24 protein-coding genes and 1 tRNA gene are annotated in these 21,426 nt (G+C 61.5%); 8 read left to right on the forward strand and 17 right to left on the reverse strand.

What is annotated here, in order from left to right:
- Window positions 1–16 precede the first annotated feature (16 nt).
- Both P3S72_RS04595 and P3S72_RS04600 read left to right on the forward strand, forming a co-directional pair.
- On the forward strand, window positions 17–460 hold the full coding sequence (locus tag P3S72_RS04595; protein WP_276196433.1) for a DUF3592 domain-containing protein: 444 nt from the start codon (window positions 17–19) through the stop codon (window positions 458–460).
- A 3-nt stretch (window positions 461–463) separates the two neighbouring features.
- Window positions 464–1,051, forward strand: coding sequence for a hypothetical protein (locus P3S72_RS04600; RefSeq protein ID WP_276196434.1), 588 nt, complete (start codon window positions 464–466; stop codon window positions 1,049–1,051).
- 74 nt (window positions 1,052–1,125) lie between these two features.
- Here P3S72_RS04600 and ychF read toward each other — a convergent pair whose 3' ends face one another.
- From ychF to P3S72_RS04640, 8 genes are all read right to left on the reverse strand, one after another.
- Window positions 1,126–2,226, reverse strand: coding sequence for a redox-regulated ATPase YchF (ychF, locus tag P3S72_RS04605; protein ID WP_247397490.1), 1,101 nt, complete (start codon window positions 2,224–2,226; stop codon window positions 1,126–1,128).
- A gap of 22 nt (window positions 2,227–2,248) precedes the next feature.
- On the reverse strand, window positions 2,249–2,833 hold the full coding sequence (gene pth / locus P3S72_RS04610; protein WP_017844407.1) for an aminoacyl-tRNA hydrolase: 585 nt from the start codon (window positions 2,831–2,833) through the stop codon (window positions 2,249–2,251).
- A gap of 166 nt (window positions 2,834–2,999) precedes the next feature.
- Complete coding sequence (locus P3S72_RS04615) at window positions 3,000–3,599, reverse strand: 50S ribosomal protein L25/general stress protein Ctc (protein ID WP_247397494.1); 600 nt, start codon at window positions 3,597–3,599, stop codon at window positions 3,000–3,002.
- 138 nt (window positions 3,600–3,737) lie between these two features.
- Window positions 3,738–4,679 carry a ribose-phosphate pyrophosphokinase gene (locus P3S72_RS04620; RefSeq protein ID WP_003208392.1) on the reverse strand — a complete coding sequence of 314 codons (942 nt, stop codon included), beginning with the start codon at window positions 4,677–4,679 and terminating at the stop codon, window positions 3,738–3,740.
- Window positions 4,680–4,725: 46 nt separating this feature from the next.
- A tRNA-Gln gene (locus tag P3S72_RS04625) sits at window positions 4,726–4,800 on the reverse strand.
- 37 nt (window positions 4,801–4,837) lie between these two features.
- On the reverse strand, window positions 4,838–5,689 hold the full coding sequence (gene ispE, locus P3S72_RS04630) for a 4-(cytidine 5'-diphospho)-2-C-methyl-D-erythritol kinase (RefSeq protein WP_276196435.1): 852 nt from the start codon (window positions 5,687–5,689) through the stop codon (window positions 4,838–4,840).
- Between the two features lies 1 nt (window position 5,690).
- Entirely contained in the window at window positions 5,691–6,308 is a 618-nt protein-coding gene (gene lolB / locus P3S72_RS04635) for a lipoprotein insertase outer membrane protein LolB (RefSeq protein ID WP_276196436.1), read from the reverse strand.
- Between the two features lie 4 nt (window positions 6,309–6,312).
- A complete protein-coding gene (locus P3S72_RS04640; protein ID WP_276196437.1) occupies window positions 6,313–8,037 on the reverse strand; it encodes a tetratricopeptide repeat protein in 1,725 nt (574 codons plus the stop codon).
- A 182-nt stretch (window positions 8,038–8,219) separates the two neighbouring features.
- On the opposite strand from P3S72_RS04640, the gene hemA reads away from it, so the two are divergent.
- The 6 genes from hemA (at window position 8,220) to P3S72_RS04670 (ending at window position 13,587) form a co-directional block, all read left to right on the forward strand.
- The gene (gene hemA, locus P3S72_RS04645; RefSeq protein ID WP_276196438.1) at window positions 8,220–9,509 is read left to right on the forward strand and encodes a glutamyl-tRNA reductase; all 1,290 of its coding nucleotides are present in this window, start codon (window positions 8,220–8,222) and stop codon (window positions 9,507–9,509) included.
- Window positions 9,506–10,588 (forward strand): peptide chain release factor 1, encoded by a 1,083-nt coding sequence (gene prfA, locus P3S72_RS04650; protein WP_276196439.1) that lies wholly within the window; start codon window positions 9,506–9,508, stop codon window positions 10,586–10,588. Before hemA ends, prfA begins: the two co-directional genes overlap by 4 nt.
- Window positions 10,589–11,419: a peptide chain release factor N(5)-glutamine methyltransferase gene (gene prmC, locus P3S72_RS04655; RefSeq protein WP_276196440.1), complete on the forward strand. Its 831-nt coding sequence runs from the start codon at window positions 10,589–10,591 to the stop codon at window positions 11,417–11,419.
- The gene (locus P3S72_RS04660) at window positions 11,413–12,168 is read left to right on the forward strand and encodes a molybdopterin-synthase adenylyltransferase MoeB (protein ID WP_276196441.1); all 756 of its coding nucleotides are present in this window, start codon (window positions 11,413–11,415) and stop codon (window positions 12,166–12,168) included. Before prmC ends, P3S72_RS04660 begins: the two co-directional genes overlap by 7 nt.
- Window positions 12,161–12,955, forward strand: coding sequence for a glutamate racemase (gene murI / locus P3S72_RS04665; RefSeq protein ID WP_276196442.1), 795 nt, complete (start codon window positions 12,161–12,163; stop codon window positions 12,953–12,955). The genes P3S72_RS04660 and murI overlap by 8 nt, the downstream gene beginning before the upstream one ends.
- A gap of 113 nt (window positions 12,956–13,068) precedes the next feature.
- Window positions 13,069–13,587 (forward strand): acyloxyacyl hydrolase, encoded by a 519-nt coding sequence (locus P3S72_RS04670; RefSeq protein WP_276196443.1) that lies wholly within the window; start codon window positions 13,069–13,071, stop codon window positions 13,585–13,587.
- 117 nt (window positions 13,588–13,704) lie between these two features.
- On the opposite strand, the gene P3S72_RS04675 is transcribed toward P3S72_RS04670, so the two are convergent.
- The 9 genes from P3S72_RS04675 to P3S72_RS04715 are packed head-to-tail and all read right to left on the reverse strand — an operon-like array spanning window position 13,705 to window position 21,414.
- Window positions 13,705–14,010, reverse strand: coding sequence for a YkgJ family cysteine cluster protein (locus tag P3S72_RS04675; protein WP_276196444.1), 306 nt, complete (start codon window positions 14,008–14,010; stop codon window positions 13,705–13,707).
- 54 nt (window positions 14,011–14,064) lie between these two features.
- A complete protein-coding gene (locus P3S72_RS04680) occupies window positions 14,065–14,544 on the reverse strand; it encodes a DUF2878 domain-containing protein (RefSeq protein ID WP_276196445.1) in 480 nt (159 codons plus the stop codon).
- Window positions 14,537–15,808, reverse strand: a complete 1,272-nt coding sequence (locus tag P3S72_RS04685) for a cyclopropane-fatty-acyl-phospholipid synthase family protein (protein WP_276196446.1) — start codon at window positions 15,806–15,808, stop codon at window positions 14,537–14,539. The genes P3S72_RS04680 and P3S72_RS04685 overlap by 8 nt, the downstream gene beginning before the upstream one ends.
- The gene (locus tag P3S72_RS04690; protein WP_276196447.1) at window positions 15,795–16,604 is read right to left on the reverse strand and encodes a DUF1365 domain-containing protein; all 810 of its coding nucleotides are present in this window, start codon (window positions 16,602–16,604) and stop codon (window positions 15,795–15,797) included. The genes P3S72_RS04685 and P3S72_RS04690 overlap by 14 nt, the downstream gene beginning before the upstream one ends.
- Window positions 16,601–17,848 (reverse strand): FAD-dependent oxidoreductase, encoded by a 1,248-nt coding sequence (locus P3S72_RS04695; protein ID WP_276196448.1) that lies wholly within the window; start codon window positions 17,846–17,848, stop codon window positions 16,601–16,603. Before P3S72_RS04695 ends, P3S72_RS04690 begins: the two co-directional genes overlap by 4 nt.
- Window positions 17,845–18,627, reverse strand: coding sequence for an SDR family NAD(P)-dependent oxidoreductase (locus tag P3S72_RS04700; protein ID WP_276196449.1), 783 nt, complete (start codon window positions 18,625–18,627; stop codon window positions 17,845–17,847). The genes P3S72_RS04695 and P3S72_RS04700 overlap by 4 nt, the downstream gene beginning before the upstream one ends.
- Window positions 18,624–19,046, reverse strand: a complete 423-nt coding sequence (locus P3S72_RS04705; protein WP_276196450.1) for a nuclear transport factor 2 family protein — start codon at window positions 19,044–19,046, stop codon at window positions 18,624–18,626. Before P3S72_RS04705 ends, P3S72_RS04700 begins: the two co-directional genes overlap by 4 nt.
- Complete coding sequence (gene phrB, locus P3S72_RS04710; RefSeq protein WP_276196451.1) at window positions 19,039–20,484, reverse strand: deoxyribodipyrimidine photo-lyase; 1,446 nt, start codon at window positions 20,482–20,484, stop codon at window positions 19,039–19,041. The genes P3S72_RS04705 and phrB overlap by 8 nt, the downstream gene beginning before the upstream one ends.
- Window positions 20,485–21,414, reverse strand: coding sequence for a MerR family transcriptional regulator (locus P3S72_RS04715; RefSeq protein ID WP_276196452.1), 930 nt, complete (start codon window positions 21,412–21,414; stop codon window positions 20,485–20,487).
- Window positions 21,415–21,426 lie beyond the last annotated feature (12 nt).

Genomic DNA, 21,426 nt, shown 5'->3' on the forward strand with positions numbered 1-21,426 from the left:
AATACCGAGACAAGCCATGGCTAACCTCACCCCGTCACGCCTCGGGAAGATGCTTCAGGGGCTGCTCTTTGCCCTGATTGGTATCAGCTTGTTGGGCATTGCTGTCAATCTCACGCTTGAACGACGCGAATTCCTCGCCCACGCACAGACCGCCGATGGCATCGTCAGTCGCTTGAATGCCGGTGGTTCGCATCCTGAGATCGCCTTCACCACCCGCAGTGGTGAAAAGATTTCCTACCCCCAGGGCGGCTTTATTTTTGGCTATCAGCAGGGTCAGCCGGTGCGGGTGTATTACCTGCCCGAGCAGCCGGCCAGTAGCGCCATGGTCGATACCCCTGCCGCACTGTGGGCCACTCCCGGGTTACTCGGTTGTATAGGGCTGCTGTTCACCCTTGCCGGCCTGTTAAGGGGCATCCGTCCGCGCGGTCGCGGCGCAGTTCATTCACATAAAGGACTTTGAACGATGAGCTACAACATCCCGATCCCACTCAATGCCAGTCGCTGGCAGTATCAGACCGCAAGCGGTGGCGGTCTGACCGTAGCCCTGGTGGCCGGCAGTGGCGGTTCGATCATCCTGCGTTCGCCCCAGGGCGAGAACGTCAGCTACCGCTACGGCGGCGTCGGAGTGGGGATCGGATTTGGCGCGCGCCTGCCGCGTTTCGGCAAGATCAATATCCAGGTCAAGGGTAAGAGCGTAGCGGCAGCCGGTGCGGCGGAGGCTTTTCCCAGCACTGGCATGGTGTTTGTCAGCGACGCCCTGGTCGGCCGTGACCTGACCAGTGACGACATCACCGGGCCTTGCCTGTATACCGAAGTGGGGGCGGGGCTGGTGGTCGGCGGTTCGGCCATGGCGCTTTTGTTCGGGCTTGATCCCAAGCTGCTCGCGTTGGCGGCGGTTCTAAGCTCCAACCCGGCGACCTCGCTCATTGCCTCCGCCACGGTCAACCGGCAGTTGCTGCAGTCGGCCAAGGGCGCGGTAGTCATGGCCGGCATGAACGCTGGCGTGCAGGCCGGTGGTGGCGCCGTGATCAGCATGGGCTATCTGTTCTAGTCGCGCAGAGCGGGTCGATATAACACCCACAAAAAAGCCGCGAATAAACGCGGCTTCTTTGATTCCGACAACGCTTAGACGTTGAAGCGGAAGTGCATCACATCGCCATCTTTGACGATATATTCCTTACCTTCCAGGCGCCATTTCCCGGCTTCCTTCGCACCGGCTTCACCCTTGTACTGGATGAAGTCGTTGTAGGCGATCACTTCGGCGCGGATAAAGCCTTTTTCAAAGTCGGTGTGGATCACGCCGGCAGCCTGTGGCGCGGTGGCGCCGACCTTGACGGTCCAGGCGCGGACTTCTTCGACACCGGCGGTGAAGTAGGTTTGCAGGCTGAGCATTTCGTAACCGGCGCGGATCACGCGATTCAGGCCAGGCTCTTCCAGGCCCAGGGCCTCGAGGAACATGTCCTTTTCTTCGCCGTCATCGAGCTCGGCGATTTCCGCTTCGATCTTGTTGCACACCGGAACCACGATCGCGCCTTCTTCGTCGGCGATGGCCTTGACCACGTCGAGCAGCGGGTTGTTCTCGAAGCCGTCTTCGGCGACGTTGGCGATGTACATCACCGGCTTGGTGGTCAGCAGGTGGAAGCCCTTGACCGCGGCCTTCTCGTCAGCGCTCATGGTCTTCATCAGGCTGCGTGCCGGCTTGCCCACGGTGAAGTGAGCGATCAGTTGCTCCAGCAGGCCTTTCTGGACCACGGCGTCCTTGTCACCACCCTTGGCGTTACGCGCAACTTTCTGCAGTTGCTTCTCGCAGCTGTCGAGGTCGGCGAAGATCAGTTCCAGGTCGATGATCTCGATGTCGCGTTTCGGGTCGACGCTGTTGGAGACGTGAATCACGTTCTCGTCTTCAAAGCAGCGGACCACGTGGGCGATGGCATCGGTTTCGCGGATGTTGGCCAGGAACTTGTTACCCAGGCCTTCGCCTTTCGACGCACCGGCTACCAGGCCGGCGATGTCGACGAATTCCATGGTGGTCGGCAGGACGCGCTTGGGGTTGACGATCAGCGCCAGTGCATCCAGGCGCGTATCCGGCATCGGCACGATACCCGTGTTGGGTTCGATGGTGCAGAAGGGGAAGTTCTCCGCCGCAATACCGGACTTGGTCAGCGCGTTGAACAGGGTGGATTTGCCGACGTTGGGCAGGCCGACGATGCCGCAATTGAATCCCATGGTGTTTCCCCTCGGAAAAGAGTCAGGCCTTCTGGCTGTGCAGGTTTTTCATCGCGCGGTTCCATTCCCCGGCGAGGATATCCGGCAGCACGCCGAGGGCAAAATCGATGCAGGCATCGAGTTTTTCCTGTTCGGCGCGTGGCGCACGACCCAGGACGAAATTTGAAACCATACTGGCAACGCCTGGGTGGCCAATGCCGAGCCGCAGGCGGTAAAAGGTATTCTGATTGCCCAACTGCGCGATGATGTCGCGCAGGCCATTGTGCCCGCCATGCCCGCCGCCTTGCTTGAGCTTGGCAACGCCGGGTGGCAGGTCCAGTTCGTCATGGGCCACCAGGATCTCTTCGGGTTTGATCCGGAAGAACCCCGCAAGCGCCGCGACAGCCTGGCCGCTGCGGTTCATGTAGGTGGTGGGAATCAACAGACGAACATCCTGACCCTGATGCGAAAAGCGTCCGGTCAGGCCAAAATACTTGCGATCGGCCACCAGGTTTACACCTTGGGCGTGGGCGATGCGCTCAACAAAAAGGGCCCCCGCGTTATGCCGGGTCTGTTCGTATTCGGCGCCTGGATTTCCCAGGCCAACGATCAGTTTAATGGCAGTCACGACAGGGGCCCTTCCTTTGGAGTTGTGGATAACATTGCCGACCTGAGTGCGGCGAAAGTGGACGACAAGAGATCATTTACTCAAGAGTAAACGCCGCGTTATCGCCCGCTTTCTCGCTACGTTTCGGTCCGCGATGTTTCCTCAAGCTCCGGCAATACAGAGTGAATTACTCTGCAGCGCCTTCTTCAGCTTCTGGAGCAACGCGTGGAGCGTGAACGTTGGCAACCGCTTTGTCATCACCGTGAACCAGTGCGACAAACTCAACGCCTTTAGGGGCTTTGAGGTCGGACAGGTGGATGATTTCGCCGATTTCCATGGCCGACAGGTCGACTTCGATGAACTCAGGCAGGTCTTTCGGCAGGCAGGTCACTTCGATCTCGGCAACAACGTGCGAAACTTCGCCGCCTTTCTTGATCGGAGCTTCTTCACCAACAAAGTGCACAGGCACGATGGCGGTCAGTTTCTGGCCGGCAACGACGCGAACGAAGTCAGCGTGCAGCACGTGGCCTTTAGCTGGGTGACGTTGCAGCGCCTTGATGATGACGTTCTGCTTGGTGCCGCCGATGTTCAGCGAGATGATGTGGCTGTAGGCCGCATCGTTTTCCAGCAGTTTGGCAACTTCTTTAGCCAGCATGCTGATGGATTCAGGGGCTTTTTCGCCACCGTAAACTACAGCTGGAACCAGGCTTGCGAGACGACGCAGGCGGCGGCTCGCACCTTTCCCCAGGTCGGAACGCACTTCAGCATTCAGAATAAATTCGTTCATGTTGTATCTCCAAAATAACCACATTCGCCCCAGCGTTTGCGACCAGCGCTAAAGGCGATATGGGCAAAAAAGCCCCGCCCCAACAATATGCTGGGGCGGGGCGCTTTTCGTCAGTGAGGTGATCCGTTGGTTTGACCCTTAACGGAACATCGCGCTGATCGATTCTTCGTTACTGATGCGGCGAACCGCTTCGGCAACTACCGGTGCGATATCCAGTTGACGGATACGCGAACAGGCTTGAGCTGCAGCGGACAACGGGATGGTGTTGGTCACCACCAGTTCGTCCAGCATTGAGTTTTCGATGTTCTCGATCGCTCGGCCCGACAGCACAGGGTGTGTGCAGTAGGCGAAGACTTTTGCCGCACCGTGCTCTTTCAAGGCTTTAGCCGCGTGGCACAGGGTGCCTGCGGTGTCGACCATGTCATCAACCAGAATACAGGTACGCCCTTCGACATCACCGATGATATGCATCACTTCAGAGTGATTGGCTTTCTCGCGGCGTTTGTCGATGATCCCGAGATCAACGCCCAAGGATTTGGCAACAGCCCGTGCACGCACGACGCCACCAATGTCCGGGGACACGATCATCAGGTTTTCAAAGCGCTGGTCTTCGATGTCATCCACCAATACGGGGGAGCCGTAGATGTTATCTACCGGAATATCGAAGAACCCCTGGATTTGGTCAGCGTGCAGGTCAACCGTGAGAACACGGTCGATGCCTACCACGGTGAGCATGTCAGCCACGACTTTCGCGCTGATAGCCACACGTGCGGAACGCGGACGGCGATCCTGACGGGCATAACCAAAGTAAGGGATTACAGCTGTGATTCGAGTCGCTGAGGAGCGGCGGAAGGCATCAGCCATCACGACGAGTTCCATCAGGTTATCGTTGGTCGGAGCGCAGGTCGGCTGAATAATGAAGACGTCTTTACCGCGAACGTTTTCATTGATCTCGGCGGTAATTTCGCCGTCGGAGAACTTACCGACAGAGATGTCACCGAGAGGGATATGCAGCTGACGAACGACACGTCGAGCCAGATCGGGGTTGGCGTTCCCCGTAAAGACCATCATCTTGGACACGCGCAGTACCTAGAGGCTGAGGGTAACCTGGATGAGTAAAGGAAAATGGCAGGGGCGGCTGGATTCGAACCAACGCATGGCAGGATCAAAACCTGCTGCCTTACCGCTTGGCGACGCCCCTGTATCTGTTGCAACGAGTACCCAGTACTCGGTTCCTTTTAGAGCAGACTTTGCAGCTTGCGATGCAACATCGAAACGTTGCTTCCTTTTGCCACAAACCCTGTAAGGGTCTCTGTAAGAAGGGCCGAGACTTTATCAGCTTCAGCTTTGTTTGGGAAGCCCCCAAACACACAACTTCCAGTGCCGGTTAATTTTGCTTCGGTAAATTTACCTAACAAACTCAAAGCGTTACGTACTTCTGGGTAACGCCTTGCTACAACCGGTAAGCAGTCATTTCGACTGTTTCCCTTGGGAACGGGGCGCACTTTAATGGGAGGAGAGTTACGTGTCAACAGCGGATCTGAAAAAATTTCTGCTGTACTTACAGATACTTGCGGGACAAGCACGACATACCACGGCTCTTCCGGGTATTCAGGGGTGAGTTTTTCCCCCACACCCTCGGCAAAAGCAGCGTGCCCGCGCACGAAAACCGGGACGTCGGCACCCAGGGTCAGGCCCAGCGTGGCCAGGCGATCGAGGTCCCAGCCGAGCTGCCACAAGTGGTTCAGACCCAGCAGTGTGGTCGCGGCATTCGAGCTGCCGCCACCGATGCCGCCGCCCATGGGCAGGACTTTATCGATCCAGATGTCGATGCCGAGCGTGCAGCCGGATTGTGCCTGAAGTTTTTTCGCGGCCTTCACGATCAGGTTACTGTCGTGGGGCACGCCTTCAAGTTCGGTGTGCAGTCGGATCACGCCATCGTCGCGTAGGGCGAACGTCAGTTCATCGCCGTAGTCGAGAAATTGAAACAGCGTCTGCAACTCGTGGTAGCCGTCTTCGCGGCGACCCAGAATGTGCAGCATCAGATTGAGTTTGGCCGGGGAGGGCAGGGTCAGTTTCTCTACGCTCACGTTATTGCCCCAGCTTGCGCGGTTGCCAGTCCTTGATCACCAGCGTGACGTCAAGGTCGGTGCCGTGCAGTTTGATCCGTTCAGGCAGCCAATAACCGCTCTGCTGCACGTAGCTCAGGTATTCGACCTTCCAGCCGTCCTGTTCCAGGGACGCCAGGCGGCTATCGCCATTGAGGCTCAGGCGGCTTTTGCTGTCAGGTGCGGGCAAGCCGCGTACCCACCATACCAGGTGCGACACCGGCAACTTCCAGCCGATCTGCTCTTCCAGCAGCGCCTCCGGGGAGGCGGCTTCGTAGCGACCCTGGTTGGCCACTTCGAGGCTGACTTGCCCCGGTCGGCCGGTCAGGCGGGCGGCGCCTCGACCCAACGGGCCGGACAAGCGGATATCGAAGTAATCCTGGCGTTGCAGCCAGAACAAGGTGCCGCTGCCGGAATCTTTCGGCGCACGCACCCCGACTTTTCCTTCGATCTGCCAGCCATCAATGCTGCTGAGCTGTGCCTTGTGCTGTTTCCATTGCGCCGGGCTGCCCTGGCCTTCAACGGATTCGCGGGCGCCAAAGCCCGCACAACCGGCGAGCAAGGCGATGAAGCTGAAAACAATAAAGTGGCGCAAGAACATAAACTTAAAGGGTCTCGGAACCGGTCAGGCGCTTGATGGTGCTGCGCAGGATGGGGCTTTCGGGTTGTTCCTTGAGGAACTTTTCCCAGATTTGTCGGGCTTCGCGCTGTTTGCCGTTGGCCCAGAGCACTTCGCCCAGGTGTGCAGCGACTTCCTGGTCGGGGAAGCGCTCCAGCGCCATGCGCAGCAGGCGCTCAGCCTCGTCCAGGTTGCCCAGGCGGTAATTCACCCAGCCCAGGCTGTCGAGTACGGCCGGGTCTTCCGGGTTGAGCTTGTGGGCCTGTTCGATCAGCACCTTGGCTTCGGCGTAACGCGTGGTGCGGTCGGACAAGGTGTAACCCAGGGCATTGAGCGCCATGGCGTTTTCCGGATCGCGCTTGATGATCAGGCGCAGGTCCTTTTCCATCTGTGCCAGGTCATTGCGTTTTTCCGCCTGCATCGCGCGGGTGTAGAGCAGGTTCAGATCGTCGGGGTATTGCAGCAAGGCTTGTTGCAAGACTTTCCAGGCGCGCTCGCCCTGATGGTTGGCCGACAAGGTCTCGGCCTGGATCAGGTACAGCTGGATCGCGTAGTCCGGTTCAGCCTCGCGGGCCGCAGCCAGGCGTTTTTCCGCCTCGTCGGTACGACCGTTGCTCATCAGGATGTCGGCCTGGCGCAACTGGGCGGGCAGGTAATCGTTGCCAGGACCGACCTGGGCGTATTCGAGCAGGGCGGCCTGGGGGTCGTTGTTTTCTTCGGCGACGCGGCCGAGGTTCAGGTGCGCCGAGTCCACGTGGCTTTCGCGCTCGATCAACTCTTCCAGGTAGCCCTTGGCCTCGTCCCAGGCCTTGGCTTCCAGGCACACCAGCGCCAGGGAGTAGCGCAATTCGTCATCGTCCGGGTATTGCTGGACCAGGTTGGCGAACTGCACTTTGGCGTCCTCCATGCGGTCCTGCTCCACCAGCGTGCGCGCGTAAGTCAGGCGCAGGCGCTTGTCGTCCGGGTATTTCTTGATGCTTTTTTCCAGCAGCGGAATCGCTTCTTTGCCGCGATTGAGGTTCTGCAGCAGGCGGGCGCGCAGCAAGATCGGCGCAATCTCGCCTTCTTCCGGCGGGTTCTGTTCGAGCAGCTTCAGTGCGGCTTCGGCTTCGTCGTCCTGTTGCAGCAGCAAGGCCTTGCCGAACACGAGCTGGCTGTTCTTCGGGTGTTTTTGCAGCAGGCGGTCGAAACTCTTCATCAGCCCGTTGCGCGTGTCCGGGTCGGTGTCGGCCGCCGACAGCGCAAGAAAGTCGAAATGAGTGTCGCCCTTGCCCTGCAGGACTTTCTCCATATAGGCCATGGAGTCGTCGTAGCGCCCGGAGCGCGCCAATTGAATGGCCGCCGCCCGTTGGGCTTCCAGATCGTCCGGCGCGTTTTTCGCCCAGATCAGCGAAGTGTCCAGTGCGGCCTGATCGGCCCCCAGGTACTCGGCGATGCGAAACGCCCGCTCCGAGATCCCCGGATCTTGCGTATTGATGGCCTGGGTCACGTAATTATCCAGCGCAATATCGAAACGATTGCGCTGGCCAGCCAGTTCTGCGGTCAGCAGGCTGTACACCGTTTCTTCGCTGAACGAGGAGTAAACCTTGGGTTTTTCAGGGGCTGGGGTGCTCTCTTCCACCGGCGGTGTACCGTCCGGCGACACGGGGGCCATGGCCTGGCAGCCGTTGAGGAAGACAAAAGCAAGGAGCAACGCGGAGGATCTATTCATATAGGAAGAGGACGACTAACCTGCGGTCGGATCATCATGACACAAGCCTTCGGCCAAACATAACCGAGTCTCAATGGATGCCTTTATAGGCACAACGCATAGGGACAATAGACGACGGTGGTTGTTCTGAATCTATCGAAGTAGGACAATTGTCGGCTTTCCGACATCATCAGCGATATTGAATGGCCTTCCTTGCACTCGGTATTAACCACAAAACTGCCTCCGTAGACGTGCGCGAGCGCGTGGCGTTTACGCCTGAGCAGTTGGTTGAGGCCTTGCAGCAGCTCTGCCGACTCACCGACAGCCGCGAAGCTGCGATCCTTTCGACCTGTAATCGCAGCGAGCTTTATATAGAGCAGGAGCATCTTTCAGCGGATGTCGTACTGCGCTGGCTGGCCGATTACCACCATTTGGACGTCAACGACCTGCGCGCGAGCGCTTATGTGCATGAGGACGATGCGGCAGTTCGTCACATGATGCGTGTGGCGTCCGGTCTCGATTCGCTGGTATTGGGCGAGCCGCAGATCCTCGGCCAGATGAAATCCGCCTACGCCGTGGCGCGTGAGGCTGGCACTGTGGGGCCGCTGCTGGGGCGCCTGTTCCAGGCCACGTTCAATTCCGCCAAGCAGGTGCGCACCGACACTGCCATCGGGGAAAACCCGGTGTCCGTGGCATTTGCCGCCGTCAGCCTGGCCAAACAGATTTTCAGCGACTTGCAGCGCAGCCAGGCCTTGCTGATCGGTGCCGGTGAGACCATCACCCTGGTCGCCCGCCACCTGCACGACCTCGGCGTGAAGCGTATCGTCGTCGCCAACCGTACCCTGGAGCGTGCCAGCATCCTGGCCGAACAGTTCGGCGCCCACGCCGTGCTGTTGGCGGACATCCCGGCCGAACTGGTGCGCAGCGACATCGTGATCAGTTCTACCGCCAGCCAGTTGCCGATCCTGGGTAAAGGCGCGGTGGAAAGCGCGCTGAAGCTGCGCAAGCACAAGCCGATCTTCATGGTCGATATTGCCGTTCCCCGCGATATCGAGCCGGAAGTCGGCGAGTTGGACGACGTTTACCTGTATAGCGTCGACGATCTGCACGAAGTGGTCGCCGAAAACCTCAAGAGTCGCCAGGGCGCGGCCCAGGCCGCCGAGGAAATGGTCAGCGTCGGCGCCGAAGATTTCATGGTGCGCCTGCGCGAACTGGCGGCGGTGGACGTGCTCAAGGCGTATCGTCAACAGGGCGAACGCTTGCGCGACGAGGAGTTGAGCAAGGCCCAGCGTTTGTTGGCCAATGGCGGCAACGCCGAAGACGTGCTGATGCAACTGGCCCGTGGCTTGACCAACAAATTGCTGCACGCCCCCAGCGTACAACTGAAAAAACTCACTGCCGAAGGCCGCCTCGATGCGCTGGCCATGGCGCAGGAACTCTTTGCCCTCGGTGAGGGCGCGTCAGATAGCTCTTCGGATAAAAAACCGCAATGAAAGCGTCACTGCTCAACAAACTGGACGTGCTCCAGGACCGTTTCGAAGAACTGACCGCCTTGCTCGGCGACGGCGAGGTCATCTCCGATCAGACCAAGTTCCGTGCTTATTCCAAGGAATACGCCGAAGTTGAGCCCATTGTGGTCACCTACCAGAACCTGTTGAAAGTACAGGCCGACCTTGAAGGCGCCCAGGCGCTGCTCAAGGACAGCGACCCGGACATGCGTGAAATGGCCGTGGAAGAAGTCCGTGAGGCCAAAGACAAATTGGCCGAGCTCGAAGGCGACCTGCAACGCATGCTGCTGCCCAAGGACCCCAACGACGGGCGCAACGTCTTCCTCGAAATCCGCGCCGGCACCGGCGGCGACGAGGCGGCGATTTTCTCCGGCGACCTGTTCCGCATGTATTCGCGTTATGCCGAACGGCGCGGCTGGCGCATCGAGATCCTGTCCGAGAACGAGGGCGAACACGGCGGCTATAAAGAAGTCATCGCCCGCGTCGAAGGCGACAATGTGTACGGCAAGCTGAAATTCGAATCCGGTGCGCACCGCGTGCAGCGGGTGCCGGCCACCGAATCCCAAGGCCGTATCCACACCTCGGCGTGTACCGTGGCGGTGTTGCCCGAGCCGGACGAGCAGGAAGCCATCGAGATCAACCCGGCGGACCTGCGCGTCGACACCTACCGTTCATCCGGTGCCGGTGGTCAGCACATCAACAAGACCGACTCGGCGATCCGCATCACGCACTTGCCGTCGGGCATCGTGGTGGAGTGCCAGGAAGAGCGTTCCCAGCACAAGAACCGGGCGCGGGCCATGTCCTGGCTGTCGGCCAAGCTGAATGACCAGCAGACCAGCGCCGCCGCCAACGCGATTGCCAGTGAGCGCAAACTGCTGGTGGGTTCGGGCGACCGTTCCGAGCGCATCCGCACCTACAACTTTGCCCAGGGCCGGGTCACCGACCACCGGGTCAACCTCACGCTCTACTGCCTGGACGAGATTCTCGCCGGTGGCATCGACGCGGTGATCGAGCCATTGCTCGTCGAATACCAGGCCGACCAATTGGCGGCGATAGGTGAATAAATGACCATCATCGCCAGCCTGCTCCGCGCCGCCGAGCTGCCCGACTCGCCCACCGCACGCCTGGACGTGGAGCTGTTGCTCGCGGCTGCCCTGGGCAAGTCCCGCAGCTACCTGCACACCTGGCCGGAAAAAATCGTCAGCAGCGAAGCCGCGCTGACCTTCGCCGATTACCTGCAACGCCGCCGCGCCGGTGAGCCGGTGGCCTATATCCTCGGCCAGCAAGGCTTCTGGAAGCTGGACCTGGAGGTCGCGCCCCACACGCTGATCCCACGCCCGGACACCGAACTGCTGGTCGAGGCGGCCCTGGAATTGTTACCCGCAACGCCGGCCAAGGTGCTCGACCTCGGCACTGGCAGCGGTGCCATCGCCCTGGCCCTGGCCAGTGACCGCCCGGCCTGGCACGTCACCGCCGTCGACCGCGTACTCGAAGCCGTGGCCCTGGCCGAACGCAATCGCCAACGCCTGAACCTGCACAACGCCACCGTGCTCAACAGTCATTGGTTCAGCGCGTTGCAGGGCCACACCTACGATCTGATCATCAGCAACCCGCCCTACATCGCCGCCAACGACCCGCACCTGGTGGCCGGCGATGTGCGCTTTGAGCCGGCCAGCGCGCTGGTAGCCGGTCATGACGGGTTGGACGACCTGCGCCTGATCATCGCCGACGCGCCAGCGCACCTCGCTGCTGGCGGTTGGCTGTTGCTGGAACACGGTTACGACCAGGCCGCAGCGGTGCGTGACCTGTTGCTGAGCCAAGGCTTTGAAGGCGTACACAGCCGCATCGACCTCGGCGGCCACGAACGCATCAGCCTGGGACACCGGCCGTGCTGACCGATCAGGAGCTGTTGCGCTATAGCCGACAGATTCTGTTGCAGCAGGTCGACATCGACGGCCAATTGCGCCTGAAAAACGCCCGCGCCTTGATCGTCGGCCTCGGCGGCCTGGGCGCGCCCGTGGCGCTGTACCTGGCGGCCGCCGGTGTCGGCGAGTTGCACCTGGCAGATTTCGACACCGTCGACCTGACCAACCTGCAACGCCAGATCATCCATGACACCGACAGCGTCGGCCTGAGCAAGGTCGATTCGGCCATCCGCCGTCTGAGCGCGATTAACCCTGAGGTCAAACTGCTCACTCACCGGACTGCGCTGGATGCCGATTCCCTGGCGGCGGCGGTGGCGGCGGTGGATGTAGTGCTCGATTGCAGCGACAATTTTTCCACCCGCGAAGCGGTCAACGCCGCCTGCGTGGCCGCCGGCACACCGTTGGTCAGCGGCGCGGCGATCCGCCTGGACGGGCAACTGTCGGTGTTCGACCCGCGCCGCGCCGACAGCCCGTGTTACCACTGTTTATACGGGCACGGCAGCGACACCGAACTGACCTGCAGCGAAGCCGGCGTGGTTGGCCCGCTGGTCGGTCTGGTGGGCAGCCTGCAGGCGCTTGAAGCGTTGAAATTGCTCGCCGGTTTCGGCGAGCCCTTGGTCGGACGCTTGTTGCTGATCGATGCCTTGACCACACGTTTCCGTGAGTTGCGCGTCAAGCGCGACCCCGGTTGCAGCGTGTGTGGGACGCACCGTGGTTAAGGATGCACCGATCGGTGTGTTCGACTCCGGCATCGGCGGGTTGACGGTGCTGGAGGAAATCCAGCAACTGTTGCCCCATGAGTCGCTGCTGTACGTCGCCGATTGCGGGCACATCCCCTACGGCGAGAAAACCCCTGACTTTATTTACGAGCGTTCGCACCGGGTCGCCGAGTTTTTCCGCGAGCAGGGCGCGAAGGCCTTTGTGATTGCCTGCAACACGGCGACCGTCGCCGCCGTGGCCGATTTGCGCCAGGACTACCCCGACTGGCCGCTGGTGGGCATGGAGCCCGCCGTCAAACCCGCCGCCGCCGCGACCCGCAGTGGCGTGGTCGGTGTGCTCGCCACCACTGGCACCCTGCAAAGTGCCAAGTTCGCCGCGTTACTCGACCGTTTTGCCACCGATGTGCGGGTGATTACCCAGCCGTGCCCGGGCCTGGTAGAACTGATTGAAACCGGCGACCTGGGCAGCCCGGCCCTGCGCCAGCTATTGCAAGGCTATATCGATCCGCTGCTCAGCGCCGGTTGCGACACCATTATCCTCGGCTGCACCCACTACCCCTTCCTCAAGCCGCTCCTGGCGCAGATGTTGCCCCCCAGCATCAGCCTGATCGACACCGGCGCCGCCGTGGCTCGCCAACTCAAGCGCCTGCTGGGCGAACGCGATCTGCTGGCCACCGGCAAGCCGGAGCCTGCCCAGTTCTGGACCAGCGGCGATGTGTATCACCTAAGAAATATCCTACCGACACTATGGAAACATCCCGGAGTTGTGAGAAGCTTCTGCTCGTGAAAATTTCGTGAATTTTCGCCGTTAGACGCTGAACGTCTGGCACTGCGTTGGCTTCTATAGGTGAGATTGTCTGTGTAAAACCCTATAACTTCGATCGGAAAGGATGTTTCTATATGAAGCGCTTGTTCTGTTTGGCTGCGATTGCAGCCGTTGTGGTGGGACACTCTTTTTCGGCGCAGGCCGCCGGTCTTGAGTTTGGCCTGGGGGCCACCAGTGATTCGACGCTCACCTATCGATTGGGGCTGACGTCAGATTGGGACAAGAGCTGGATGCAGAGCGACGTCGGTCGCCTGACCGGCTATTGGAGTGGCGCTTACACCTATTGGGAAGGTGATCACCGTGCAGGCGCGAGCAGCCTGTCGTTCTCGCCGGTGTTTGTGTACGAGTTCGCCGGGGAGTCGGTAAAGCCTTACATCGAGGCCGGGATCGGGGTGGCGGCGTTTTCCCGCACGCGGCTGGAAGACAACAACCTTGGCCAGGCTTTCCAGTTCGAAGACCGCCTGGGCTTCGGTTTGCGCTTTAACGGCGGGCATGAAGTGGGCATTCGGGCGTTGCATTATTCCAACGCCGGAATCAGCGACCATAACGACGGCGTAGAAAGCTACTCGTTGCACTACACGATGCCGCTGTAACTTCAGAACCCTGCAAAACCCTGTGGGAGGGAGCTTGCCCCCGATAGCGCAGTGTCAGTCGCAGAATTTGCCAACTGACCCACGGCTATCGGGAGCAAGCCCCCTCCCACATTGAGATCAGCGGTAAGCCGTCGCTATCCCTTCGCGCTCGGTCAGGCATTCCGGTGCGCCCATCTCGAACTCCCGGCAAATCAGCGGCCGACGCTCATAAATCGTACACATCATCGTGTTGCGATCCAGCGCCGCGCACCAGCCGTCGTCCAGGCGCAGCATGACTTCGCCGCCCCAATCATCGGTGTCGATATAGCGCTCGGGCACGCCCGTGTCGGTGATCAGCATGACTTCCAGCTGGCAGCAGCAGGCCGCGCACGTCGAGCAGGTGACGACGGGGTCGGTGATTTGGGTATGGGGGATGTTGGTCATAGGCGCGCAGTGTAAGGCAAGCGGGTGCCACAGGTGTGAAAGGGCTGACAGACGTTAACGGGCCAGCCGCTGCAATCCGACGAATAGCAGCGCCCACAGCGGCGCCAGGCCGGCCAGGGTTGGCGTCACGCCGTAACCGAACTGCACCCCCGCCAGTTGACTGCCCGCGTAATAAGACAGCGGCCCGCCGAGTGCCCCGAGCAGCGCCGCGCGCCACCAGGGGCGAGCCGTCCAGGCCAGGCAATGGCGCAACGTGGTAGCCAGCAATGCCCACAGCAACATCAGCCAAAAGGGAATCAGCGGGCCCGGCTCACCGAACTGGAATACCCCTGCCGCACGTAGCGCGCTATCCAGCAGCGTGCCCGCGAGCATCACGCCGACGATCAGCGCGCCGTCCTCGGCCCACGAACTGATCCACAGCAGGTGGACCGCCAGGACGGCCAGTCCGACCAATAACCATGCGCTGTCGCCGCCCAACACGCACGCAAACCAGCCGCACTGGAACAGCACGGCATTCGCCAGCGGTTTAAGCACTGAAACGCCCGAGCAACGGCGGGTTGATGGCTGCCGGCTTGGCCAGCAGCAACTGCGCGGTGCCGATGGTGCGCTCCATAAAGCCGCCTTCGCAGTAGCACAGGTAAAACTCCCACAACCGCAGGAAGTATTCGTCGTAGCCCAATTCCATGAGGCGGCCGTGGGCTCGGCGAAAGTTCTCATGCCACAAGCGCAGGGTTCGCGCGTAATGCAGGCCGAAATCTTCCATGTGCAGCAGGTTCATGTCGGTGTCGCGGCTGACAATCTGCAGCATGTTCTGCACAGAGGGCAGGGCGCCGCCGGGGAAAATATAGCGCTGGATAAAGTCGACGCTGTTCTTGGCCTGTTCAAAGCGTTGCTCGCGGATGGTGATGGCTTGCAGCAGCATCAGGCCATCGCTCTTGAGCAGGTGGGCGCACTGTTTGAAGTAGGTCGGCAGGAAGCGATGGCCCACCGCTTCGATCATTTCGATGGACACCAGCTTGTCATATTGGCCGCTCAGGTCTCGGTAGTCCTGCAGCAACAGCGTTACCTGGTCTTGCAGCCCCATGTCGCTGATGCGTTGCTGGGTGTAGATAAACTGCTCCCGGGACAAGGTCGTGGTGGTGACCTTGCAGCCATAGTGGCGCGCTGCATACAGCGCCATGCTGCCCCAGCCGGTGCCGATCTCCAGCAGATGGTCGGTGGGTTTAAGCGAGAGTTTCTGGCAGATGCGCTCCAGTTTGTTCAGTTGCGCCTGTTCCAGGGTGTCTTCGGGGCTCAGGAACTGCGCCGCCGAATACATCATGGTCGGGTCGAGGAATTCTTCGAACAGATCGTTGCCCAGGTCATAGTGAGCGGCGATGTTTTTCTGTGAACCCTTGCGCGTATTGCGGTTGAGCCAATGCAAGCCTTGGGTGAACGGCCGCGCCAGTTTGGCCAGGCCACCCTCCAGTGCGTCGAGTACTTCCAGGTTGCTGACCATCACACGCACCACCGCAGTCAGGTCCGGGCTGCTCCAATACCCGTGGATAAACGCTTCGCCGGCACCGATTGAACCGTTGGCCGCCACCAGCCCCCACACCGCCGAATCGAGGATCTGGATTTCCCCCAGCAGGTGCGCTTCGCGGGCGCCGAACACTTGGCGTTCGCCGTCCTCGACCAGCACCAACTGACCGTGGCGCAATTGGCTGAGTTGACGCAACACGGCCTTGCGCAGCAGTGCGGTGGTCACGCCGTTGACGTTCAGGCGGTTGGCCTTGACCGATAAGTTAGGGGATTTCATGGCGGCGATCCTTGGTGTACCCGACTGCGGTGCGAGAGGCGCCATCGGCGGCCTGATGGGGGAAAATCGGTGTGCGTTTGAGCAACAGGCGCAGGGCCTGCCAATAAATCGCCAGGCAGGTCTTGGCGGTCATCCAGGGGAAGCGCCACAGGTAGCGGTGCAGGCTGGCGCGGTTGAGCGTTTCCTGGTGCAGGCTCAAGGTGGCGTCGAAGACTTTTTGATCGCCCTGCCAATCGGCCATGTGTACGCCAAGCCTGGCAGCGGGCGGGCTGAAGCTCATGCGGTATTCCAAGTCGCGCGGCAGGAACGGCGACACATGAAACGCCTTGGCCACGGCGAAATGCTGATGTTCACCCGCGTCCAGCGCCAGGGCCGGCAGCACGTAGTGATAGCGTTCGCGCCATGGGGTGTTGGTCACTTCACACAGGATCGCGGCCAATTGTCCGTCGGCCTCGAAGCAGTAGAAGAAACTCACCGGGTTAAAAGCCAGGCCCCAACTGCGGGCCTGGGTCAGTAGGCAGATAACGCCCTGGGGGGTGCGCCCCAGCGCCTTGCCGACTTCCTGGCGCACGGCATCGGTCAAGCTCATACCGTGGCGCGTGAATTCACGCAGGTAATCCTGCTGGCGAAAGCCGAAGGCGGCCAGGCGACCGGCGCCGGCCAGGGGCGAGAGCCCGAGCACTTCGTCCTGTTCGCTTAAGTCCAGGTACAGCAAGCCGATGCGGTAACGAAAGGCATGGGCCTTGGGCGCAAACCGTCGATGGGCGATCCAGCCGCTGTACAGGGCGCTGTTCACAGGGTTTCTCCAAGCGCGCGGGCCACGCGCAAGGCGCTGACCACGCCGTCTTCATGGAAACCGTTGGCCCAATAGGCGCCGCAATAGTAGGTGTGCTGCGCGCCGCACAACTCTTCCCAGCGCGCTTGCGCGGCCACGGCCGCCAGGCTGTATTGCGGATGGGCGTAGGTGTAGCGGGCGAGGATCTTCAGCGGGTTGATCATTGACGTTTGGTTGAGGCTGACGCAAAAGGTCGTGGCGCTGTCGATGCCTTGCAGGATGTTCATGTCATAGGTCACCGCCGCCTGGGTCTGCGCGTTGCCGCTGAGCCGGTAGTTCCAACTGGCCCAGGCCAGTTTGCGGTCGGGCAGTAGGCGCGTGTCGGTGTGCAGCACCACGTCGTTGTCGGCGTAGGGCAGGGCGCCGAGGATCTGCTGCTCGGCGCTGCTCGGGTCGCCCAGCAGGGCCAGCGCCTGGTCGCTGTGGCAGGCGAACACGACTTTGTCGAAGGCTTCGGTGCCGGCGGCGCTGTGGATAATCACGCCGTCTGCGGCGCGCTCGACCCGATGCACGGGGCAGTCGAGGCGAATATGTTCACGAAAGCCGCGGGTCAGGGGTTCGATGTAACTGCTTGAGCCGCCCTCGATCACGCACCATTGCGGGCGGTTGCTCACCGACAGCAAACCGTGGTTCTTGAAGAAGCGCACAAAAAACTGCAAGGGGAAACCGAGCATGTCCGCCAGCGACATCGACCAGATCGCCGCGCCCATTGGCACGATGTAATGCCGGATGAATCGCGGGCCGTAGCCGCCGGCGTCGAGGTAGTCGCCCAGGGTCATGTCGGCGCTGATGCGTTGCGCTTGCAGGTCCAGCGGCGCCTCGCGGTTGAAGCGCAAAATATCGCGCAACATGCCCCAGAACCCTGGCGACAGGAGATTGCGCCGCTGGGCAAACAGGCTGTTGAGGGTGTTGCCGTTGTACTCGAACCCGGTGCTTTGGTCGCACACCGAAAAACTCATCTCGGTGGGTTTGAACGTCACGCCGATCTGCCCCAGCAGGCGGATGAAGTTGGGGTAGGTCCAGTCGTTGAATACGATAAAGCCGGTGTCCACCGCATAGCGTTTACCCTCGACGGTCACGTTGACCGTGTGGGTGTGCCCACCAATGCGGTCGCCCGCTTCGAACAGGGTGATGTCGTGGCTACGGCTGAGCAGGTAGGCGCTGGTCAGTCCGGCAATACCGCTGCCGATAATGGCGATCTTCACAGGTCGTCCTTTTTCGGCGGCGGGCTACGCAGCATGCGTTTGCCGATGATCAGTTGCGCGCGATTCGGCAGTTTCGACAGCGGCCACAGGGTGGCGATGAGCATCGCCGGGAAGGCGATCTCCAGCGGACGCTTGTTCAGCTTGGCGAAGATATACCGTGCCGCCTTGTCGGCAGACCAGCTCATGGGCATCGGGAAGTCATTGCGCTCGGTCAGCGGCGTGTCGACAAAACCCGGGCTGATCACGGTGACGTCGATGTTTTCCGGCGACAGGCTGATGCGCAGGGATTCGAACAGGTAGCGCAACCCGGCCTTAGACGCGCCATAGGCTTCGGCGCGCGGCATCGGCAGGTAGGTCACGGCGCTGGCCACGCCCACCAGGTGCGGCGTGCGCCCGGCGCGCAACAGTGGCAGCGCGGCTTCGATGCAATAACTGCTGGCGAGCAGGTTGGTGCGTACCACGTGCTCGATGATCGACGCGTCGAATTGCTTGGCATCGACATATTCACAGGTGCCAGCGTTGAGGATCACTGTGTCCAGCGCCCCCCAGACCTGGGCGATGTGTTCGCCGATTTCGCGCACGGTCTGGCTGTTGGTCAAGTCGCCGGCCACGATCAGCACTTGGCCGGGAAAGCGTTGGGCGAGCGCTTGCAGCGGGCCTTTGGTGCGCGCACTCAGGGCCACGTGGGCGCCGCTGTTGAGCAGCTCCACAGCGAGGGAGGCGCCGATGCCACTGCTGGCGCCGGTCAGCCAATAACGACGGGCTGGTGTGAGGCTCATCCGATTCTCCTTTTCAGCCAACTGACCACACGGCCGACGACCGGCAAGTGTTCGTAAAGCATCGCGCCGGCATCGAAATAATCCCGATGGCGGTACACCTTGTCGCGCCACATCAGGTGCGAGCAGCCTTCCACCCGGATGACCTTGCCCTTGGCCAGGCGCGGGTGGCAAAAGCTCATTTTCCAGCGCAGGTAACCTTCGCCTTCGGCGACCTGGTCGAAGCCGTGGAAGTCGAAGCGCAACTGGCTGACGTTACCGTACAGCTGCGCGAAATACTGGTGCAGCGCCGTGAGCCCATGCACGTCGTGCAGCGGGTCGGTGAAGGCGATGTCCTTGCTGTACAGGCTGTCGAGCAGGTGCAGGTTGTGCTTGTCCAGAGAGGCAAAGGCCTGGGCGAAGCGGCGCAGGAAGTCACTCATATTCGGCTCCCACTGCTTGGCGCGACGGCAGGCTGCGGAACGCCGCCAATGCCCGTTCGCGGGAGTGTTTCAGGTCGACAATCGAACGCGGGTAATCGGCCACGCCGAACAGGCCGCCGGCAGCCTGCGGGTCGTGTACGTCCTTTTTATTCAGCGCCGCCAGTTGCGGCAGCCAGTGCTTGATGAACACGCCGTCGCCGTCGAATTTTTGCGACTGGCTCAGCGGGCTGAAAATCCGGAAATACGGCGCCGAATCGGTGCCGGTGGAGGAGCTCCACTGCCAGCCGCCATTGTTGGCCGCCAGGTCGCCGTCGATCAGGTGGCGCATGAAGAAGCGCTCGCCTTCGCGCCAGTCGATCAGCAGGTTTTTGGTCAGGAACATCGCCACCACCATGCGCAGGCGGTTGTGCATCCAGCCGGTGTCCAGCAGTTGGCGCATGGCGGCGTCGATGATCGGCAAACCGGTGCGTGCCTGCTGCCAGGCGGCGAGGTCCTTGGGCGCGTCGCGCCAGGCCACCGCCTCGGTTTCGGGGCGGAAGGCGCGGTGACGGGACACCCGCGGGTAGCCCACCAGGATGTGCTTGTAGAACTCACGCCAGAGCAGTTCGTTGATCCAGGTGATTGTGCCGATGTCGCCGCTTTCGAACTCGCCCTGGTTGCTCTGTAACGCGGCATGCAGGCACTGGCGCGGCGAAACCACGCCCGCCGCGAGGTACGCGGAAAGCTGGCTGGTGCCGGGCTTGGCCGGGAAGTCGCGCTCGTCCTTGTAGTAGCTGATCTGCTGCTCGGCGAACGCGTCGAGGCGGCGGCGCGCTTCGTCTTCACCGGCGGGCCAGAGGGCGCGCAGCGTCTCGCTCGGGGCTTCGAAACCGTCGACCTGTTGCGGCACCGGGTCGCTGTTCAGCGCGAGGGCCGCTTGAGCCTTGGGCGTTGCCACCAAGCGCGGCACGGCGCTGTGCAGGCGCGCGTAGCAGACCTTGCGGAACTGGCTGAATACCTGGAAGTAGGTGCCGGTCTTGGTCAGCACGCTGCCGGGCTGGAAAAGCAATTGGTCCAGGTAACGGTGGAAGCTCACGCCTTCGGCTTCCAGGGCCTTGGCCACCGCCGCATCGCGACGGCTTTCGTGGATGCCGTATTCCTCGTTGACGTGTACCGACTCGACCGACAGCTCCCGGCACAGTTGGCCGAGCACGGCGGGCGCCTGGTCCCAGGTCGGGGCAGAGCGGATCAGCAAGGGAATATTCAGTGCGCCAAGGGCCTGGCTCAAGTGCTGCAGGTTGCGCAGCCAGAAGTCGACCTTGCACGGTGCGTCGTCGTGGGCCAGCCATTGCTGCGGGGTAACCAGGTACACCGCCGCCACCGGGCCGCGCTGGCTCGCGGCGGCCAGGGCGGTGTTGTCATGCAGGCGCAGGTCGGTGCGCAGCCAGATCAAATGCATTTAAAGAAGTCCACGCTGGATCAGTATCTGGTGAGCCGACAATGGGTCTTCGGCGACGAACAATTCAGGGATATCGCCGGTCAATACCGTCAACTCGGCCTGGTGGATGCATACCGTTGGGCCGACGATCAATTTTGGGCAGCGGATGCCGCCCAGAAGTTTTGCGAGTGCCGACAGATGGAGTGCCTGGCTCGAATACAGCAGCACCGCCCGTGGTTGCAGGTGCTCCACCGCCAGCGCCAGTTCGCCGGCTGGCAGCGGCCAGTCGAAGACTTCCACCGGGCAATCGGCGCTGCTGGCCAGCCACGCGCTGAGCCACAGGTGCGGCTCCAGCGGCAGGTCGGAATGATTCACCAGCAGCAGCGGCGCACCCTGCAGTTGGCGATTGTTGTGATAGATCCGCGCGCCGAACTTGCTGCGCAACCAGGACAGGAAGAACACCCGTTCCATCTGCGCGCCGAATTGGCCCTGCCAGCGTTGCTCCAGTTCGCTGAGCAGCGGCAGCAGCAGTTGTTCGCACAGGGTGCGCGGCGGGTAGAGCGCCATGGCCTGGTTGAAGGCGTCATCGACCCGGCGTTCGGCCAGTTCGCTGATCGCCTGCACCAGGGTCTGGCGCAGGGTGTGCCATTCGTTTTCGACGGCGTCGGGGGCGACGTGCGCGGAGTCGATCAGGTTTTTCACCTGACTGACCGGCACGCCGCGATTGAGCCAGGTGAGGATGGTGTTGATGCGTTGCACATGGTCGTGGCTGAACAGCCGGTGGCCCTTGGGCGTGCGCTGCGGCACGATCAGGCCATAGCGGCGTTCCCAGGCGCGCAGGGTCACGGCGTTGACGCCGGTCTGGCGCGCCACTTCACGAATCGGCAGCCAGCCGTCTTCGAGGGCTTGGACGAGATCTTCGCCGGGGTCGTCTTGCATGGCTGCTGTCATGAGGCTTTTCAT

The sequence above is a fragment of the Pseudomonas sp. D3 genome (genome assembly GCF_029320995.1).
GTDB lineage: Bacteria > Pseudomonadota > Gammaproteobacteria > Pseudomonadales > Pseudomonadaceae > Aquipseudomonas > Aquipseudomonas paraveronii.

What these genes read in the sequence shown, in the direction of transcription:
- P3S72_RS04615 (WP_247397494.1), bottom strand. Translation starts at nt 3,599, where the DNA reads ATGAACGAATTTATTCTGAATGCTGAAGTGCGTTCCGACCTGGGGAAA.
- P3S72_RS04670 (WP_276196443.1), top strand. Translation starts at nt 13,069, where the DNA reads ATGAAGCGCTTGTTCTGTTTGGCTGCGATTGCAGCCGTTGTGGTGGGA.
- P3S72_RS04595 (WP_276196433.1), top strand. Translation starts at nt 17, where the DNA reads ATGGCTAACCTCACCCCGTCACGCCTCGGGAAGATGCTTCAGGGGCTG.
- P3S72_RS04705 (WP_276196450.1), bottom strand. Translation starts at nt 19,046, where the DNA reads ATGAGTGACTTCCTGCGCCGCTTCGCCCAGGCCTTTGCCTCTCTGGAC.
- hemA (WP_276196438.1), top strand. Translation starts at nt 8,220, where the DNA reads ATGGCCTTCCTTGCACTCGGTATTAACCACAAAACTGCCTCCGTAGAC.
- P3S72_RS04675 (WP_276196444.1), bottom strand. Translation starts at nt 14,010, where the DNA reads ATGACCAACATCCCCCATACCCAAATCACCGACCCCGTCGTCACCTGC.
- phrB (WP_276196451.1), bottom strand. Translation starts at nt 20,484, where the DNA reads ATGCATTTGATCTGGCTGCGCACCGACCTGCGCCTGCATGACAACACC.
- P3S72_RS04715 (WP_276196452.1), bottom strand. Translation starts at nt 21,414, where the DNA reads ATGACAGCAGCCATGCAAGACGACCCCGGCGAAGATCTCGTCCAAGCC.
- prmC (WP_276196440.1), top strand. Translation starts at nt 10,589, where the DNA reads ATGACCATCATCGCCAGCCTGCTCCGCGCCGCCGAGCTGCCCGACTCG.
- prfA (WP_276196439.1), top strand. Translation starts at nt 9,506, where the DNA reads ATGAAAGCGTCACTGCTCAACAAACTGGACGTGCTCCAGGACCGTTTC.
- lolB (WP_276196436.1), bottom strand. Translation starts at nt 6,308, where the DNA reads ATGTTCTTGCGCCACTTTATTGTTTTCAGCTTCATCGCCTTGCTCGCC.
- P3S72_RS04685 (WP_276196446.1), bottom strand. Translation starts at nt 15,808, where the DNA reads ATGAAATCCCCTAACTTATCGGTCAAGGCCAACCGCCTGAACGTCAAC.
- ychF (WP_247397490.1), bottom strand. Translation starts at nt 2,226, where the DNA reads ATGGGATTCAATTGCGGCATCGTCGGCCTGCCCAACGTCGGCAAATCC.
- P3S72_RS04600 (WP_276196434.1), top strand. Translation starts at nt 464, where the DNA reads ATGAGCTACAACATCCCGATCCCACTCAATGCCAGTCGCTGGCAGTAT.
- P3S72_RS04700 (WP_276196449.1), bottom strand. Translation starts at nt 18,627, where the DNA reads ATGAGCCTCACACCAGCCCGTCGTTATTGGCTGACCGGCGCCAGCAGT.
- P3S72_RS04640 (WP_276196437.1), bottom strand. Translation starts at nt 8,037, where the DNA reads ATGAATAGATCCTCCGCGTTGCTCCTTGCTTTTGTCTTCCTCAACGGC.